The organism is Nocardiopsis endophytica, from assembly GCF_027706725.1.
Classification (GTDB): domain Bacteria; phylum Actinomycetota; class Actinomycetes; order Streptosporangiales; family Streptosporangiaceae; genus Nocardiopsis_A; species Nocardiopsis_A endophytica.
In genome coordinates, this window is the sequence record NZ_JAQFWQ010000008.1 from 39,858 (window position 1) to 53,531 (window position 13,674).

Here is a 13,674-nt window from a genome sequence, read left to right on the forward strand (position 1 = left end):
CCCCGCAGGCACCCCGTTCGACACCTCAGTGGACACCAATTAGCAAAGACATTCGCCCAGCAATTACCCCTGAGTGGAAACTCTGGCAGAACGACCCGCCAGGGCAACACGCACCGCACGAGCAAAGAAAAAGAGAAAGGGGGTTACCCCTGCCGCGCCTCACGCTTTCGCCTTTCTATGATAGCTGTGCGCGCAATTCAGGTGCGACCTCCGCTCCGATTTCTCGCATGGCCTGTTCGTAGGTGGTAAACGCCGTAGCAGCTGCCCTGGTGTCCCCTTGTTCGAGTAGGCAGGTGACGAGCCTGCGGTGGGGCTGCTCGGTGAGCGGAGCGACCTGCACCGCCCGCCGCAGAAGCCGGACGGCCGTGTTCGGCTCGGAGTCGTCGGCCGCTGCGAGCAGGGCCTCGATCAGCCGTTGCCGTAGCCGTTCGCGGTGAAGCTCCGCCCAGCGGAAGTCGGAGTCAGCAGCGAAGTCCTCGTAGTCCGCCGTCGCCTGGAGCAGGTCGTCCGCCGCCCCGGCCGGTCCCATGGCCTTGTGCAGGTCCCACAGGTCCGTGCTCACCGCCTCGGGATCGAGGCGGTAGTGGTCGTCGTGCAGGACGACCGTGGCGGTGTCGCTTGCGGCGGTCTGGCGCACGGCTCCGCGCAGTGCGCTGACCGCGTCGTGGAAGCGCCGAGTGGAGCGCGTCGCGATGTCCTCGGGCCACATGTCCTCTACCGCGCGTTCGAGGCGGACGCCATCGGGATGCAGCGCGAGGTAGGCGGCGACTTCGTAGGCGGAGCGCCGCCGCGGAACGGCCGCCTTGCCGCCTACGGTCATGCCGACTCGTCCAAGGACACGAAGGCGGACGGGGCGTTCAGGTGCTTCGGCTTCTGGCCCCTCGTCCTGTGTTCCTGCGGCCACCTGGCCGTCGTCAGAACCGTTCTCGCTGTCCGAGTCAATGGGGCGGTTTCGTTGCGCGTCGATGAGTGCGTCGATGACCTGTCCCCGTGTGGTGAGCGGCCAGGCGGTACCCGCCAGACCTCCGATATCTCCATCGCCCTTGTGGACGTGGCCTGCGTGGTCGATTACAGCGACGCGCCCTGACCAGCGGCTGAGGACGAGGGCCGCCACGGGTGCTCCCCCAGCGTCCAGCAGGTCGTCGACCTGTTGGGCCTCCTCCCGGTCTGCAGCGGCGATGAGCACGCTCACCTCGCCCTCGTCGTCGGCTTCACGGTTCGGCGGCTCGACGGGCTCTTGGTCGTCGTCTTCGTCGTCCTCCAGGTTGGTGAGCATCTCCGCGTGCAGGTGGGCGACGGCCTCGCTCAAGGTCGTCGTGATACGGATCCCTGGAGGTGCGCCGTCCCGGACGCGCTCAGCGGCGACATCTCCCAGAAGCGTGACGAGGCAGTCCTCCGGGAGCACGACTCGCAGCCCTTCGCGCTGCAGGGCCATGGCCAGGACCGTTCGTACGGCACCGTGTGCCCCGACTCCTGTGATCCCCAAGGCGCCGCGGAGTCGTCGAAGGGGGAACGTCTCCCCCTGCTGCTGTGGTGTGGGCGAATCGGCCTCGACCGGAGGGGGTGGTGACCACCGGGAGGTCGATGCGTGGGCGGGATCCTGGGCTGCGCCTGCAAGAGCCTCATCCTCGCTCTCGTCCCAGTCGTCCTCATCGCCCTCCCCTGGGCCTCGGTCCCGGTCAGGGCGTGGGCGGCGGCCGAGGAGGTACCCGGTCGCGCCGGCGACGACGCCCGAGGCAGCGGCGACCCCTGCTGCGGTCGCGGCCGAGGGGATCTCGACCACGACGACGGGGCGCTCGTCCGGTGCTTGTTCGGGAGGCTGCTCCGGCGCGGGTGATTCAGGGGTCCGTGCGGCCGGTGGAGGGCCGGAGGCGACGGTGTAGGTGATCTCGACCCGGCGCTGTCCGGAGTCGGTGGCGTCGTCCAGGAGGCCGTCCGCTCCGACGCCCTGGACCACGACCTCGGGAGCGTCCGGCCCCAGCTCGGCGGTGAGGTGTTCGGCGACGGATTCGGCCCGTCGTTGGGAGAGCTGCTGGTTGTACTCGGGATCGCCGCTGGCATCGGTGTGTCCGGTGACGACGATGGGGACTCCGGCGGCGCCGTGGTCGCGGATCATTGCGATGACCGGGGCGAGGTCGGCTTCCATCTCGGGCGTCAGTTCGGCGGAGTCGAGGGCGATGCCGCTGAGGACTCTGTTCCGCTCGATATGGACCCGGCCCTCGGGGCCCGCTTCCTCGTGGGCGCCGCCTTCCGGGGCGGGCGGCGGTGCCCCTTCCTCGACCGGAACCTCCCCCTCGTCAGCGTCGGCTGTCGCTGCGGGCTCAACGGCGGCGTGGGCGACCGGTGTGCTGACTGTGGCCCCTGCAGCGGTGGCCGCCAGGAGTTGAAGGGGGCCGAACAGGCGCCGCGCCGGGCGGCTGCGCATGCGCTGCCAGAGTTCGGTGGCGGTCGCAGCGAGGTACAGCCCCCAGAGCACCCACAACAGGCCGACGCCGAACGCCGTGGCCACACCTGGAGGAAGCGAGCCTCCGCGAAGGTAGGCCATCGCGCTGTCGGCGTCCCAGTCGAGGCGGGGCCAGGTGAGCACGGTGGTCGCCACGTAGGGGACTCCGGCGAGGACGGCGATGCTGAAGAGGAGTGCGCCGGTCTGCAGGACGATGCGTCGGGCCATGGGGGTTCCTCGGTTCAGGGGCCGGTGTGCGGTGCGGCGCTCGCGCTGGCGGCGAGGGTGCGGCTCCCCAGGGGCAGCAGCGTGAAGTCGTAGTCGAGTTGGGCGGTCACCGTGACGGCGTCCTCTCCGGCGGAGACGGTGCCCGCGGCTCCGGCCTGGTCGAGGAAGTTCCGGGCCGCGCGCTCGGCGGCTCCGGGGTCGAGAAGGATCTCCTCGTCGGCCCGGTAGGCGGCCAGGTCGATCTGCTGTGCTCCGGCCCGGGCCGCCTCCTGCGCCAAGGAGAGGGCCCAGCTCCGCTCGGCCAGGGCCGATCCGCCTTCCCACACCAGGGCGAAGACGAAGACGAGGGTGAGGGCGGTGGTGGTGACGAAGGCGGTCACCTGCCCGGCGTCGGATCTGGAGCGTCCGCTCATGGGCGCCCCCGGTACACGTCGACCACGGCGTCGGCCTCGCCCTCGACGTCTCGGTGGAGGGGCACCCCGAGGCCGGTGAGGCCACTGAGGTCGGCCCGGCAGGTCAGCTCGGCTCTCACGGTGGCGCCGGGTTCCAGGGCGCCCGTCTCCAGGGTCAGGGTGTGGCTGCTGCAGCTCAGCTCGTGCGTACGCAGAGCGTCCGCAACGGCCTGTTCAGCAGCGAGCCGCGCCTGTTCCGGTGTGCGTTCCAATGTGGCGGCGCGCGCTCCCGCGTGAGCGGCGGCGTCGACCGCCTGTGTCGCCGTCGTGAGGCGGTGGGCCAGCACGATCAGCAGGACGAGCAGGATCAGCAGCGGGGTGAGCACCGCCAGCTCGACGGCCGCGCTCCCCCGCTGTTCTTCCTGGGGTCGGAGTTCGCGGCCGGTCATGGCGGGCTGGTGAACCTCTCCACGGGGCCCGAGCTCTCGTGTCGGATCGGCCAGGTCAGTCCGGGTAGGACGGACGGGACCTGCGCGGTGACGACGACGCGGGCCGCCTCGTCGTCGCGGTGCACCTCAACGTTGAGCCCGCGCAGAAGGCGCCCGCCGAGCTGTTCTCCTGCGTGTTCTCCGGCGGCTTGGCCGTCGGCGTCGGTGGCGTCGACGGCTCGGGCCTCGGCCAGGGCCGTGGTCGCGATGGACTGGGCCACTTGTGAGGCGTGGGCGACCAGTCCGGCCTGGATCACCAGGAGCAGCAGAAGCAGAAGGAGGGGTGTGGCGACGGCGAGTTCCGCGCTGCCCCGGTCGCTGCGGGTGCGTGCGGTCCTCATTCGGAGAGCATGCTGACGATCTCGTCAGCCTTGTCGGTGACGGCGGGGGTGAGTACGGCGAAGACCGCGATGGCCAGGCCGACGAGCAGGGCGATGACGACGACGGATTCGGTGGAGTAGCCCGAGTCGGGGCGGCGGGGCCGTAGCGGGAACACGGTGTGGGAGCGGTGCATGGGGATGTCTCCGTCAGAGGCTGGTGAGGATGAGGCTGAGCGCCGGGTAGCCGACGAGGACGAGGAACCCGGCGAACAGGAGGACGACCGGCAGGCTCATGCGTTCGGTGGCGGCTTGGGCCTGGGCGTCGAGGGCCGCCAGGTGGCGGGTGCGCAGGGAGCGCGCTTTGGCGGCCAGGGAGGCTCGGACGCGGGCGCCGTCGGTTCCGGCGAGTTGGAGGCTGGCGGCGATCTCGTTGAACTCGTCCAGGTCGTAGCGGTCTCCGAGTTCTCGGAGGGCGGACCATGGCGGGTCGCGGCGCAGGGCGGCGGCGCGCAGGGCGATCCGGATGCGCGCCATGGCCGTGCCCCCGGTGCGGGAGGCCTCGTCCAGGGCTCCGCTGACTCCGGCGCCGCCGGCGAGGGCGACGACGGCCAGGTCGGCGAAGGCGGCGACGGTCTGGCGCATCTCCGTGCGCCGTTTGGCGGCTTCGTCGCGCAGGGACAGGTCCGGGGCCAGCCAGAGTACGCCTGCGGCCAGGGCCCACAGCAGGAAGCCGGGCAGCGGCGCGATGGGCACGCCGGCCACCGTTGCAACTGCCCCGACCAGGGGCGGGAGCGCCACTCCGACCAGGGCGGTGGTGGTCTTCTCCGCCAGGTAGGAGGGGATGTCGCGCTCGCAGAGGAGGAGTCGGGCGCGCGTCCGCTTGGTGGGTAGCCCCATGGCCGCGAGCACGGGGATCCCTCGGCTTCCGAGGCGGGCCGCCCAGCCGCCCGCCGACACCGCGGAGGGCGCGGGGCGCGGTGGTGGGGGCTCGGTCAGGAGGTCGGCCAGGCTCGGGCGCGCCCACCGCATGGCGATGAGCACCCAGGCTCCGGCGCCGATGAGCGTGCCGCCGATCCCGGCGAGGAGGAGGGGGCTCATGTGCTCACCTGCGCATGGGGCTCGGCGCGCAGCACGCGTGGTCCGAGGTCGGTTCTCGACAGCCGGGCGAGCCAGGTCAGGGCGAGTGCCCAGAGCGCGCCGATGCCGGCCAGCACGAGCTGTCCGAGTGCGCCGTCGTAGGGGGCCAGGTAGGTCGGGTTGAAGACCAGGAGGAGGACCGCCAGGGCCAGGGTGGTGGCGGTGATGATGCGCATCGCGGTGTGCACCCGGGCCCGGGTGGCGGCCACGCGTACGAGCATCGCGGCTTGTTCCCGGGTCGCCTCGGCCAGCCCGGACAGCAGCGCCCCGAGGTCGGCCGCGTGCCGGGTGGCCGCGTTGCTCAGGGCGGCGGCCACCAGGTCCGCGGTGGGGGTGTCGACGGCTTCGGCGAACTCGGTCAGGGCCTTGTGCGGGTGGTCGGTGCGGATCCGCTCGGCCAGGCGCACCACGGGTTCCCGGATGGAGGCGGGGGCGATGGGAGCGGTGGCGGTGATGGCGCTCTGCAGGCCAGATGCCGCCGACATCAGGTCGCGTACCTGTTCGGTCCAGGCCGCCACGGCCTCGATGCGCTCCAGCCGCTCGTGGTGCTCGCGGTCGGGGCCCAGCAGGCCGGGCAGCCACCAGGCCGCCGCGGCCGCGAGCAGGGCGGCCACGGGCCAACCGGTCACCGCCCAGGCCGCCGCTGCGGCACCGAGGACACCCACGGCACGCAGGGCACGGCGGCGGTCGGTAAGCAGGCTCCTGACGTCCAGAGCCTTGCGCTCACGAGCGTTGCCTTCGACGGCGGCAAAGGCGCCGTTGAGCGTGAGCCATAGGCCGCCGCCGAGGGCCGCTCCCCCGGCGATGCCGATCAGGGTTGCGGCGTTCACCCGGACCACCCCTGCATGTCGGGTTCGACCAGGCGGGCGATGTCGAAGCCCGCAGCGGTGAGCACGTCGATGGTGGGCGGGCTCGGCGGGGCGGCCGGTAGCCGTCCCGCCTCCCGGGAGCGGCGGTAGATCTCGTTGGAGGCCACGCGCGGCCCTTCGGCGCCCACGACCTCGCGGATGCTGGTGACCACGCGTTCCCCGGTGGGGGTGGCCGAGATGTGCACGACCAGGTGGACGGCGGTGGCGATGAGCAGGCAGGTGGCTTCGAGTGGGAGGCGTTCGGCCGACTGGGCCGCATAAGCGCCGAGCTTGGCGAACGCGCCATCCGATGAGGCGGCGTGCAGGGTGGTCAGGCTGCCGTCGTTGCCCTGGCTCATCGCGTTGAGCAGCGGGACCGTCTCGTGGCCGCGGGTCTCGCCCACGATCACCCGGTCCGGGCTCATGCGCAGGGCCGCCCGGACGAGTTCGGCGACGGTGACCTCACCGGCGCCTTCGACGTTGGGTGGGCGGGCGTGCAGGGCGACGGCGTCCGGGTGGGCGTGGGGGTCGCGCTCCAGGCCGAGTTCGGGGACGTCTTCGATGGTCACGATGCGCTCATCGGGTGGGATGTGGGACGCCAGGGCCCGCAGCAGGGTGGTCTTTCCGGCTCCGGTACCGCCGGTGATGACGATGTTGCGGCGGGAGCGCACCGCCGCGCCGAGCAGTCCGGCGGCCGCGTCGTCGAGCGTGCCCAGCTTGCGGAGTTCGCGAAGGGTGGTGGTCCGGTGGCGGTGGCGGCGGATCGACACCGAGGGGGTGTGGGCCACGTCCATCACGGCGTTCATCCGGGAGCCGTCGCGCAGGGGCATGTCGAGGATCGGGGCGGCCGGGTCGAAGCGGCGCTCCCCCGCAGGGGATTCGGAGGCGATCCGGCGCACCAGGGCGACCAGTTCGTCAGGTGTGGCCACGATCGGCGGGCGCCTTTCGCGGCGCCCGTCGGCGTAGCGGACCCACACCTGCGTTCCCGTCAGGTTGATGTTCTCGATGTCGGGGTCGTCCAGGAGGTCCTGGAGGGGGCCGGTGCCGCATACCTGGGCCAGGGCCGCTTGCAGGACCCGCTGCTCGACCTCGCGGCTGAGCACCCGGTCACCGCGGGCCAGCGCCCGTTGGGCGGCCTGGTCGAGGACCTCGCGGATGACGCGCTCGGCCCGGGCCGCGAAGTCCTCGGGGGTTTCCGCGTCGTCGAGGTTGACGGTCGCGCTGAGGCGGCGCAGGGCTTCACCGCTGGTGTAGCGGACCCATCGGGCCACCAGTTCCTCGGTGCTCATGGGGCGCTCACCCGCCTGGAGTTCATCTGCGAGTCGAGCTCGCCCGCGAGCCGCCGGGCCGTGGCGAGCAGGGGCCGCCTGCTCCATCGACGCGGGGGTACCGAGTCGCCGCGCAGCAGGCTCGCGGAGGGGCGATCGGCGGGGATGCGCGCTCGTACTGGCGCGCCTATGGCTTCTTGCAGGGCCGCGTCGTCGTGCGGGCCGGTCGTGACCGCCAACTCGAGATTCGAGATCCCGGCCCTCAGGGCGGGAAGAGCGTCTCGGACCCGTTTGAGGTGTGCGACGTCGTCGTTGGCGACCAGGAGAGTTGCGTGGGCAGCGGCGGCCAGGCGCACGGCTGGCGACCGCGGGGCCATCCGCCCCAGGTCCGCGACCACGATCCCGTTCCCCGAGGTCAACGCCTCTGTGTTCTCGGCCAACAGGGCGACGGCGTTGGCGGCGCGGTCGGCGGCCGACGGCGCGGTGCACACCCGCAGGCCGCCGGGAAGGACCTGGGTGAAGTTCTCGGGCCGGGCACGGCGTTGGGAGCCGTCGAGGCGGGAGGCGGCGGCGAGCTCGACCAGTCCGGGGGAGGCGGGAAGGTGGCGCCAGGCCGCGATGTCTCCACCGGAGGCGTCGGCCTCGATCACGGTCGCGGTCTCAGGTTCGGGCCAGGCGGCAGCCAGGGCCAGGGCGAGTGTGGTGGCCCCGGGCGCGCCGCTGAGCGAGCACACCGCGGCCAGGCGGGTCACGGGACGCCTCCGCCGACTTCAACGACCGACAGGGCCTCGGCTGCGGCGGCCTGGGCGACGCGAGCAGCATCGGCGGCGTCGACGACGAGCTCGACGCGGGTGGACTCCGAGCCATCGCCGGTCGAAGCGTGGATGGCCTGGACCCTCGCCGGAACGCCGGTGGTCTCGGCGTCGCCTTCACCGTCGCCGTGTTCGGAGATGATCGCCGAGACCTGTGCGCCTTCCTGGAGGGAGGCGGGGAACTGCGCGGGCGACAGAACTGCGCCGATGACGGCCTCCCCATCTTCCAGGTGCGCGGGTTCGGCGGTGACGGCTCCGGAGGGGATCAGCGACCGTTCGGGCACCGCGGTGGACAGGCGTTGGCCGACGAGGCCGTCGCGCTCTTCGACAGGGACGGCGGAAAGCGCGTCGGCACCGGCGATGTGAACCACCTGCAGGTCGCCGGATTCCAGGAGGCGCCCGGCAGGAAGGTCGCGTGCGGCGGCCACGTATCCGCTTCGGTCGTCGCTCCGGTCGAGTGCGGCGCCGGCTGCGACGGCGCCGAGTGCCATCAGCACCAGCCCTGCGGCCAGTCGGCGCCATCGGCACGCCCCGGCCTTAAGCCGGAGCTTTGAGCCACGGCCGTCTGGTTGCGTCATTGCCGTACTCCTTCGACAACTCTCGTGGGCGCGGGGTCTCAGGGGGCGGCGGCTCGCGTCTGCACGAGGCCTTGGGACTCCACGACGTCCACCTCGGTGTCGGCTTCGGTGAACAGCGGGGCGAGTTCACCGCCGGTACCGTCGGTCGCCTCCCAACTCACCGACCAGGTCACTTCCACCTCGACCGTGTAGTCGCCGGTGGAGGCACGGGTGTAGGTGTGGCCGCAGTCGGGAGAGGCGGAGGCGGGATCGTCGCGCCCGGGGTCATAGGGGCGACCGGGCCCGGAGCAGGTGACGACCTCGCCGTCGCCCATGGACCAGTCCGCCGACGTCGGGGTCGCAGTCACCGAGACGGCACCGCCGGGGACTTCTGCTTCGGCGATCACGGGTTCCCATGCCGCTTCGTCGACCCAAAGCCAGACCGGGACCTGCACCAGTACCGGGGCGTCCGCTCCTGGGGAGGAGTTCAGACCGGGACCGGGCAGATGCATCGCGTCGCGGGCTTGGTCGGCGAGGGCGACGGGGTCGAAGGCCGGTTCGCCGTCATCACCGCCGCCACCGGCTCCTCCACCAGGCACCGCGAGAGTGGTGGTGCAGTCCTGAACGGCCGCGCCTGGTTCCGTGCACACCGTCCCGGCATAGGCTCCGCCCGTGCTCGAGGATCCGCTGCCGCTGCCGTTCTCGCTGGAGGCACCACCACCAGATCCCCCACCGGGCCGCCCCGGCGTGCCTTCCCCTGACTCAGCGCTGACGTCGCAGCCGGGACCGCCTTGGGTCCCGCACTCGGCCCGTCCCAAGAAGGATGGATCGTCGGCGAATGCCGGGGCCGCCTGGACCAGGGCCAGAGAGCAGACCGCGGTGCTTCCGACCGCACATCGTCTTAGCACGACCCCTGCTCCCAGATACGTAACTCGGAGACACGCCAAACCAAGCCGTCATTGGAAACGGTCGCATCCACCTTGCGCGGTCCTGGTTCGGCTTCTGCCGACGGACTCTGGTCCGTCTCCTGTTCCACCCACTCTGAGTCGTCGACGCAATCGAGGATCGTCACTTCACGCTCAGATGATTCGGTGACTTCTGGTGCGAGCATAGGCTCCCCAACCACGGTGACCCCATCATCACTCGCTCCTTGAAGGGTTTGCCGCATCAACTCCAAGGCGTCCCCTGAAGCATGATCCTCCAATTCCCGTGGATCCGGATCGCCCGAGTGCGAAGCTTCGATCACCACATTCCACATATCCGTGTAGGCCCCCACGGCCGCCTCCTCATCCGATACAGGAGTCGGCGACTCGGAAGGAGGCTCCGGCTGCTTCGACTCCTCTGTGGCGGGTGTACAAGCCGCTACACCCCCTACGAACAGAACGGCGAGTGCAACACGAGGCGAAGTCATCAGCTACCTCATCAGCAATTGCAGCGTCAGCCAAGGAAGACCGACGGTAACGCGCACACCACCAGCGGTCAAAGATAGGAACCCTCCAGATGGGGGCCCATTACAGCGCTCTTACCAAGAGGTAAGCCTTCCTCAAGAACCCTCAGATACAAACAGTAATCTCTAGAGAGCCGAACACCATACGAAGCAAATCTGACTCTCCGTCACGTAAAAATGACCAAAAGCCAAGGAGACGGCCAACTCGGCCACGAACGCACGGTTCCTCACCTAGGACCCAACTGAGAAATAAATGGATGAACCGCCAGCAATTACTCAATCGCCCCCTTATCGACACACATCGAAGGCGGAGACTCCAGGTAAGCCAGCGCTTTCATCCCCCTTCGAAGCCGTGGGATGGCACCACCGCCCAGCCCAGCCCCATCTCGACCGATGCAGTAGCTACGCTGGCGGCATGCCGCTTGAGCCCCTGCGCCTCCAACTCCCCTCTCCACTGGTCGAGGTGGACGACGAACGGCTGGGCGACGTACGCCTGCTTCTGAAGCGGGACGACCTCATCAGCCCTGAGGTTCCGGGGAACAAGTGGCGCAAGCTCCGACTGAACCTCGAACATGCAGGCGAGCTCGGCTACCACACCCTTCTGACCTTCGGCGGCGCCTACTCCAACCACCTGCGGGCGGTCGCCGCAGCAGGCGCCCAATACAAGCTGGACACCATCGGCGTGGTGCGCGGCGACGAGCTCGCGGCCAAGCCGAGGAACTGGTCGCTGGCCTACTGCGAGCAGCGCGGCATGCGGCTGGTGTTCATGGACCGCCAGACCTACCGCGAGAAGCACAGCACCGAGGTCGTCGACCGCCTCCACAGCGAGCACGGGGACTTCTTCCTCATCCCCGAGGGCGGCTCCAATGCCCTGGCGGTGCGCGGTGCAATGGACGTCCCGGGGGAGATCACCGCCCCCTACGACGTGATCTGCTGCCCAGCCGGGACCGGAGGAACCCTCGCCGGGATCGCAGCCGGTGCCCCGCCCGGCGTGCACGCCATCGGGTTCTCAGCCCTCAAAGGCGACTTCCTCACTGACGAGGTGCAGCGGCTCCAGGCCGAGGCCGGGCTCACCACTGCGAACTGGCGGGTGGAGACCCGCTATCACTTCGGAGGATTCGCCAAGCACCCGCCGCAGCTACACGTGTTCGCCACCGATTTCGAGGCACGGCACGGCGTTCGCCTTGAGCTGACCTACGTCGCGAAAATGCTGGCCGGCATCTACGAGATGGCCGCCAACGGCGAGTTCTCGCCCGGCACCACACTCGTCGCCGTCATCACCGGTCCAGCGGAAAGTGGGGCGGGCGGGACTTGAACCCGCGACCCACGGATTATGAGTCCGCTGCTCTAACCGGCTGAGCTACCGCCCCGGAGCTGATCCTAACGATCCGAGCCCCTCAGAGGCGCATGTGGTACTCGCGCACGACCCGCTGCGACACCGCGTGATCAACCCAGGTCAGGTCCCACTCCCCCGTGTTCACCTTGAAGTTCTTCCCGAACCCCACCCACCGGCCGGCCATCTCGCGCCCGGAAGGGTTCACGAGCAGCTGCAAGGTGCCGTGGTACTCCGCGCCGCGATAGTGCCCGGTCGGCGAGGTCTTCTCCGACCACGTGCCGGAGGCGACCATCCCAGAGATGGTCAGCGTGAGCTCGAGCCGGGAGCCGGTGGTGTGCGGCAGCGACTGCCCCAGCAGGCGACTTCCGTCCTGGCGCAACACCACGTAGTGCTCGCCCTGTTGCGGGCCCCGGCTGCTGCTGGTGTAGAGGTAGCGCGACCTCCACACCCCGGTGTAGTCCGGCCCCGGCGGGGCGGGATCCGGTTCCGGTTCGGCATCGTCCGGCAGAGTCGCCGCCAGCGACAGGGCAGCGGACAGCTTCAAGATGGGGCCGCGCCGCCCTTCCCCGAGCCGGGCAGTCCACCGTGTGACGGCGGCCGCGATCTCGTGTACCTCCAGGGCGGCGACCTGCTCGGCGGCCTTCTCGACCGCTCGCTCGTCGGCCTCGCCTGCCAGCGGGGCAAGAGCCGCGTGTGAACGGTGCGCGCCGTCGCCGCTGCGGTGGTCGGGACCGTCAGCGAGGAGGTCGACGATGTGGCACTCGTACAGCTCGGCCAGCCGCCCCAGGACCGTCAGGGACGGCTCGTATCCCGTGGGCCCGGGCCAGAGCTCCCAGTAGCTGATCGCCTTGTCGCTCTTGCGATCGGCCGGCCACCTCTCGGACCACATCTCGGCGACCTGGCGCTGGGACCACCCGCGCGCCAGGCGCATGCCCACGCGCGCGTTCACCCGGTAGCGCTCTCGCATGACATGGGCGACCTCGCCCCATGAACGGCCTTCGGCACGTAGGCGCTCAGCCAGCTGCGCCTGCTGCTTGCGTCGGCTGCGGGCTCGGGCGGGGGGCATGCGGGGACGGTAGCGCGGCCTGCAGCAAGGTCACAATCTCCCGGCCAGGCAGGGAGAGATGACCCGTCATGTTCCCCGCAGCGCCAGGTTCACCACCAAGGGCTACGGCGGCCATCGTTGAGGCACGTCAAGGAGGTTCCTGTGACTGCCGCATTCGGTTTCCTGGCTGCGCGCGCAGCCGTTCCGGACACCGCAGTGGCCGAATTGGTCGGCCGGTTGCGGGCCTTGGCCGCCCGCGAGGGGCACCACCTCGACCGTGTGTTCATCGACCGGCCGGGCACCAGCGGCTACGCCGAGCTGATGAAGGCGGTACGCAGCGCCCCTGGGGCAGTGGTGATCGTGCCGTCGCTCGATCACCTGGCGCGATTGGAGTCGCTTCAGGAGCTGATCCGTCTGGAGATCGAGGAGGCGGGCGGGCATCTGCTGGACGTGGGCGCGCAGTCGGCTGTGATGCGAGAGGAGGAGTGATGGACACGTCGGCCTCCCCCGGGTTCGAAGACGAACTCAGCGAGGCTGAGCGGCTCGAGCTCGAATTCCCCCACTGGCGCATCTGGCGCTCACGCGGCGGACGCACTCTGGTCGCGACCCGCACGGTTGACGACGACATCGAGCCGACCGTTATGGCCGACTCCCCTGACGAGCTTCGGAACAAGCTTCGCCACCCGGGGAAACGCGCCGGACGCTTGCTGAACGCCGAACAGATGGCGGCGATCGTGGCGGTGCTGTCGAGATGAGCGGGTGGGACATCGCGAGGGTGAAGTCCGCCAGCGACCGGTACAAGGCGCTTCACGTCGCGCACCGCCCTCACCCTGAGCTGCCAGGACGCGTCGAGTCGGTCATCGCCCCCACCGCGTCGATGCTGCGTGACGCCCTGAGGGTCCACGGCGAGCTCGATGAACTCCGCAGGGTCTACGGCGCCGATTGGGTGTTCGGCGCGGACACGTTGATGCCCAACGGGGTGATCCGCTGGGTCTGGGCCGCACCCCGAGCGCCCGGACAGCCAGGCCTGCGTCCGGTCCCCTCTCCCGCCGTCCTGAAGGCGCTGCTCGCCGAAGCGGCAGGGCAGCCCGCTCTGACCGGAGGGGAGGTGAGCCCCACGTGAGCCCCACGTGAGCCCCGCATTCCACACCGGCCTCCTATGGACCGGCGCAGGAACGCCCGATCCCTGACCGCAAGCCGCTTCACGGGTGCGTCATCCCCCTCGACCCCCTGTGGCCGAACCGAACGGCTATCCCTAGGCGCCTTCGCTGAATGACGAGGGGAGCGCGCAGGCGCCCACTGGGGGGCGTCCGGTGTTCGTGGCTGTTGCCGGACGCTCCCTCTCCCTCGCCC

17 protein-coding genes and 1 tRNA gene are annotated in these 13,674 nt (G+C 70.4%); 4 read left to right on the top strand and 14 right to left on the bottom strand.

The window, feature by feature from the left end; translation table 11 throughout:
- Positions 1-175: 175 nt before the first annotated feature.
- The 12 genes from O4J56_RS04630 to O4J56_RS04685 form a co-directional block, all read right to left on the bottom strand.
- Positions 176-2,671, bottom strand: a complete 2,496-nt coding sequence (locus O4J56_RS04630) for an OmpA family protein (RefSeq protein ID WP_270683810.1) — start codon at positions 2,669-2,671, stop codon at positions 176-178.
- A 14-nt stretch (positions 2,672-2,685) separates the two neighbouring features.
- Entirely contained in the window at positions 2,686-3,084 is a 399-nt protein-coding gene (locus tag O4J56_RS04635; RefSeq protein ID WP_270683811.1) for a pilus assembly protein TadG-related protein, read from the bottom strand.
- Positions 3,081-3,512, bottom strand: coding sequence for a TadE/TadG family type IV pilus assembly protein (locus O4J56_RS04640; protein ID WP_270683812.1), 432 nt, complete (start codon positions 3,510-3,512; stop codon positions 3,081-3,083). Before O4J56_RS04640 ends, O4J56_RS04635 begins: the two co-directional genes overlap by 4 nt.
- Positions 3,509-3,892: a TadE/TadG family type IV pilus assembly protein gene (locus tag O4J56_RS04645; RefSeq protein WP_270683813.1), complete on the bottom strand. Its 384-nt coding sequence runs from the start codon at positions 3,890-3,892 to the stop codon at positions 3,509-3,511. Before O4J56_RS04645 ends, O4J56_RS04640 begins: the two co-directional genes overlap by 4 nt.
- The gene (locus tag O4J56_RS04650) at positions 3,889-4,065 is read right to left on the bottom strand and encodes a hypothetical protein (RefSeq protein WP_017626876.1); all 177 of its coding nucleotides are present in this window, start codon (positions 4,063-4,065) and stop codon (positions 3,889-3,891) included. Before O4J56_RS04650 ends, O4J56_RS04645 begins: the two co-directional genes overlap by 4 nt.
- Positions 4,066-4,078: 13 nt before the next feature.
- Positions 4,079-4,969 (bottom strand): type II secretion system F family protein, encoded by an 891-nt coding sequence (locus tag O4J56_RS04655; protein WP_270683814.1) that lies wholly within the window; start codon positions 4,967-4,969, stop codon positions 4,079-4,081.
- The gene (locus O4J56_RS04660) at positions 4,966-5,847 is read right to left on the bottom strand and encodes a type II secretion system F family protein (protein ID WP_270683815.1); all 882 of its coding nucleotides are present in this window, start codon (positions 5,845-5,847) and stop codon (positions 4,966-4,968) included. The genes O4J56_RS04655 and O4J56_RS04660 overlap by 4 nt, the downstream gene beginning before the upstream one ends.
- Positions 5,835-7,145, bottom strand: coding sequence for a CpaF family protein (locus O4J56_RS04665; protein ID WP_270683816.1), 1,311 nt, complete (start codon positions 7,143-7,145; stop codon positions 5,835-5,837). Before O4J56_RS04665 ends, O4J56_RS04660 begins: the two co-directional genes overlap by 13 nt.
- The gene (locus O4J56_RS04670) at positions 7,142-7,876 is read right to left on the bottom strand and encodes a hypothetical protein (RefSeq protein ID WP_270683817.1); all 735 of its coding nucleotides are present in this window, start codon (positions 7,874-7,876) and stop codon (positions 7,142-7,144) included. Before O4J56_RS04670 ends, O4J56_RS04665 begins: the two co-directional genes overlap by 4 nt.
- Positions 7,873-8,514, bottom strand: coding sequence for an SAF domain-containing protein (locus O4J56_RS04675; protein WP_270683818.1), 642 nt, complete (start codon positions 8,512-8,514; stop codon positions 7,873-7,875). The genes O4J56_RS04670 and O4J56_RS04675 overlap by 4 nt, the downstream gene beginning before the upstream one ends.
- 38 nt (positions 8,515-8,552) lie before the next feature.
- Positions 8,553-9,092 (bottom strand): hypothetical protein, encoded by a 540-nt coding sequence (locus tag O4J56_RS04680; RefSeq protein WP_270683819.1) that lies wholly within the window; start codon positions 9,090-9,092, stop codon positions 8,553-8,555.
- Positions 9,093-9,394: 302 nt separating this feature from the next.
- Positions 9,395-9,769: a hypothetical protein gene (locus O4J56_RS04685; RefSeq protein WP_270683820.1), complete on the bottom strand. Its 375-nt coding sequence runs from the start codon at positions 9,767-9,769 to the stop codon at positions 9,395-9,397.
- 586 nt (positions 9,770-10,355) lie between these two features.
- Here O4J56_RS04685 and O4J56_RS04690 point away from each other — a divergent pair.
- The gene (locus tag O4J56_RS04690; RefSeq protein ID WP_270683821.1) at positions 10,356-11,255 is read left to right on the top strand and encodes a 1-aminocyclopropane-1-carboxylate deaminase/D-cysteine desulfhydrase; all 900 of its coding nucleotides are present in this window, start codon (positions 10,356-10,358) and stop codon (positions 11,253-11,255) included.
- On the opposite strand, the gene O4J56_RS04695 is transcribed toward O4J56_RS04690, so the two are convergent.
- Positions 11,237-11,310, bottom strand: a tRNA-Ile gene (locus O4J56_RS04695). The genes O4J56_RS04690 and O4J56_RS04695 overlap by 19 nt on opposite strands.
- Before the next feature lie 27 nt (positions 11,311-11,337).
- A complete protein-coding gene (locus tag O4J56_RS04700; protein ID WP_270683822.1) occupies positions 11,338-12,342 on the bottom strand; it encodes a helix-turn-helix domain-containing protein in 1,005 nt (334 codons plus the stop codon).
- Between the two features lie 141 nt (positions 12,343-12,483).
- Between O4J56_RS04700 and O4J56_RS04705 the strand changes: the two genes are divergently transcribed.
- Genes O4J56_RS04705 through O4J56_RS04715 form a run of 3 tightly spaced genes read left to right on the top strand, consistent with a single transcriptional unit; the run spans position 12,484 to position 13,444 of the window.
- Positions 12,484-12,810 carry a recombinase family protein gene (locus O4J56_RS04705; RefSeq protein WP_270683823.1) on the top strand — a complete coding sequence of 109 codons (327 nt, stop codon included), beginning with the start codon at positions 12,484-12,486 and terminating at the stop codon, positions 12,808-12,810.
- Positions 12,810-13,076, top strand: a complete 267-nt coding sequence (locus O4J56_RS04710; RefSeq protein WP_270683824.1) for a hypothetical protein — start codon at positions 12,810-12,812, stop codon at positions 13,074-13,076. The genes O4J56_RS04705 and O4J56_RS04710 overlap by 1 nt, the downstream gene beginning before the upstream one ends.
- The gene (locus O4J56_RS04715; protein ID WP_270683825.1) at positions 13,073-13,444 is read left to right on the top strand and encodes a hypothetical protein; all 372 of its coding nucleotides are present in this window, start codon (positions 13,073-13,075) and stop codon (positions 13,442-13,444) included. The genes O4J56_RS04710 and O4J56_RS04715 overlap by 4 nt, the downstream gene beginning before the upstream one ends.
- The last annotated feature ends 230 nt before the right edge of the window (positions 13,445-13,674 follow it).

Excerpts from the sequence above, each read along its gene's own strand:
- O4J56_RS04630 (WP_270683810.1), bottom strand. The coding sequence starts at position 2,671 with ATGGCCCGACGCATCGTCCTGCAGACCGGCGCACTCCTCTTCAGCATC.
- O4J56_RS04675 (WP_270683818.1), bottom strand. The coding sequence starts at position 8,514 with ATGACGCAACCAGACGGCCGTGGCTCAAAGCTCCGGCTTAAGGCCGGG.
- O4J56_RS04655 (WP_270683814.1), bottom strand. The coding sequence starts at position 4,969 with ATGAGCCCCCTCCTCCTCGCCGGGATCGGCGGCACGCTCATCGGCGCC.
- O4J56_RS04665 (WP_270683816.1), bottom strand. The coding sequence starts at position 7,145 with ATGAGCACCGAGGAACTGGTGGCCCGATGGGTCCGCTACACCAGCGGT.
- O4J56_RS04690 (WP_270683821.1), top strand. The coding sequence starts at position 10,356 with ATGCCGCTTGAGCCCCTGCGCCTCCAACTCCCCTCTCCACTGGTCGAG.
- O4J56_RS04635 (WP_270683811.1), bottom strand. The coding sequence starts at position 3,084 with ATGAGCGGACGCTCCAGATCCGACGCCGGGCAGGTGACCGCCTTCGTC.
- O4J56_RS04650 (WP_017626876.1), bottom strand. The coding sequence starts at position 4,065 with ATGCACCGCTCCCACACCGTGTTCCCGCTACGGCCCCGCCGCCCCGAC.
- O4J56_RS04700 (WP_270683822.1), bottom strand. The coding sequence starts at position 12,342 with ATGCCCCCCGCCCGAGCCCGCAGCCGACGCAAGCAGCAGGCGCAGCTG.
- O4J56_RS04645 (WP_270683813.1), bottom strand. The coding sequence starts at position 3,892 with ATGAGGACCGCACGCACCCGCAGCGACCGGGGCAGCGCGGAACTCGCC.
- O4J56_RS04640 (WP_270683812.1), bottom strand. The coding sequence starts at position 3,512 with ATGACCGGCCGCGAACTCCGACCCCAGGAAGAACAGCGGGGGAGCGCG.
- O4J56_RS04715 (WP_270683825.1), top strand. The coding sequence starts at position 13,073 with ATGAGCGGGTGGGACATCGCGAGGGTGAAGTCCGCCAGCGACCGGTAC.
- O4J56_RS04710 (WP_270683824.1), top strand. The coding sequence starts at position 12,810 with ATGGACACGTCGGCCTCCCCCGGGTTCGAAGACGAACTCAGCGAGGCT.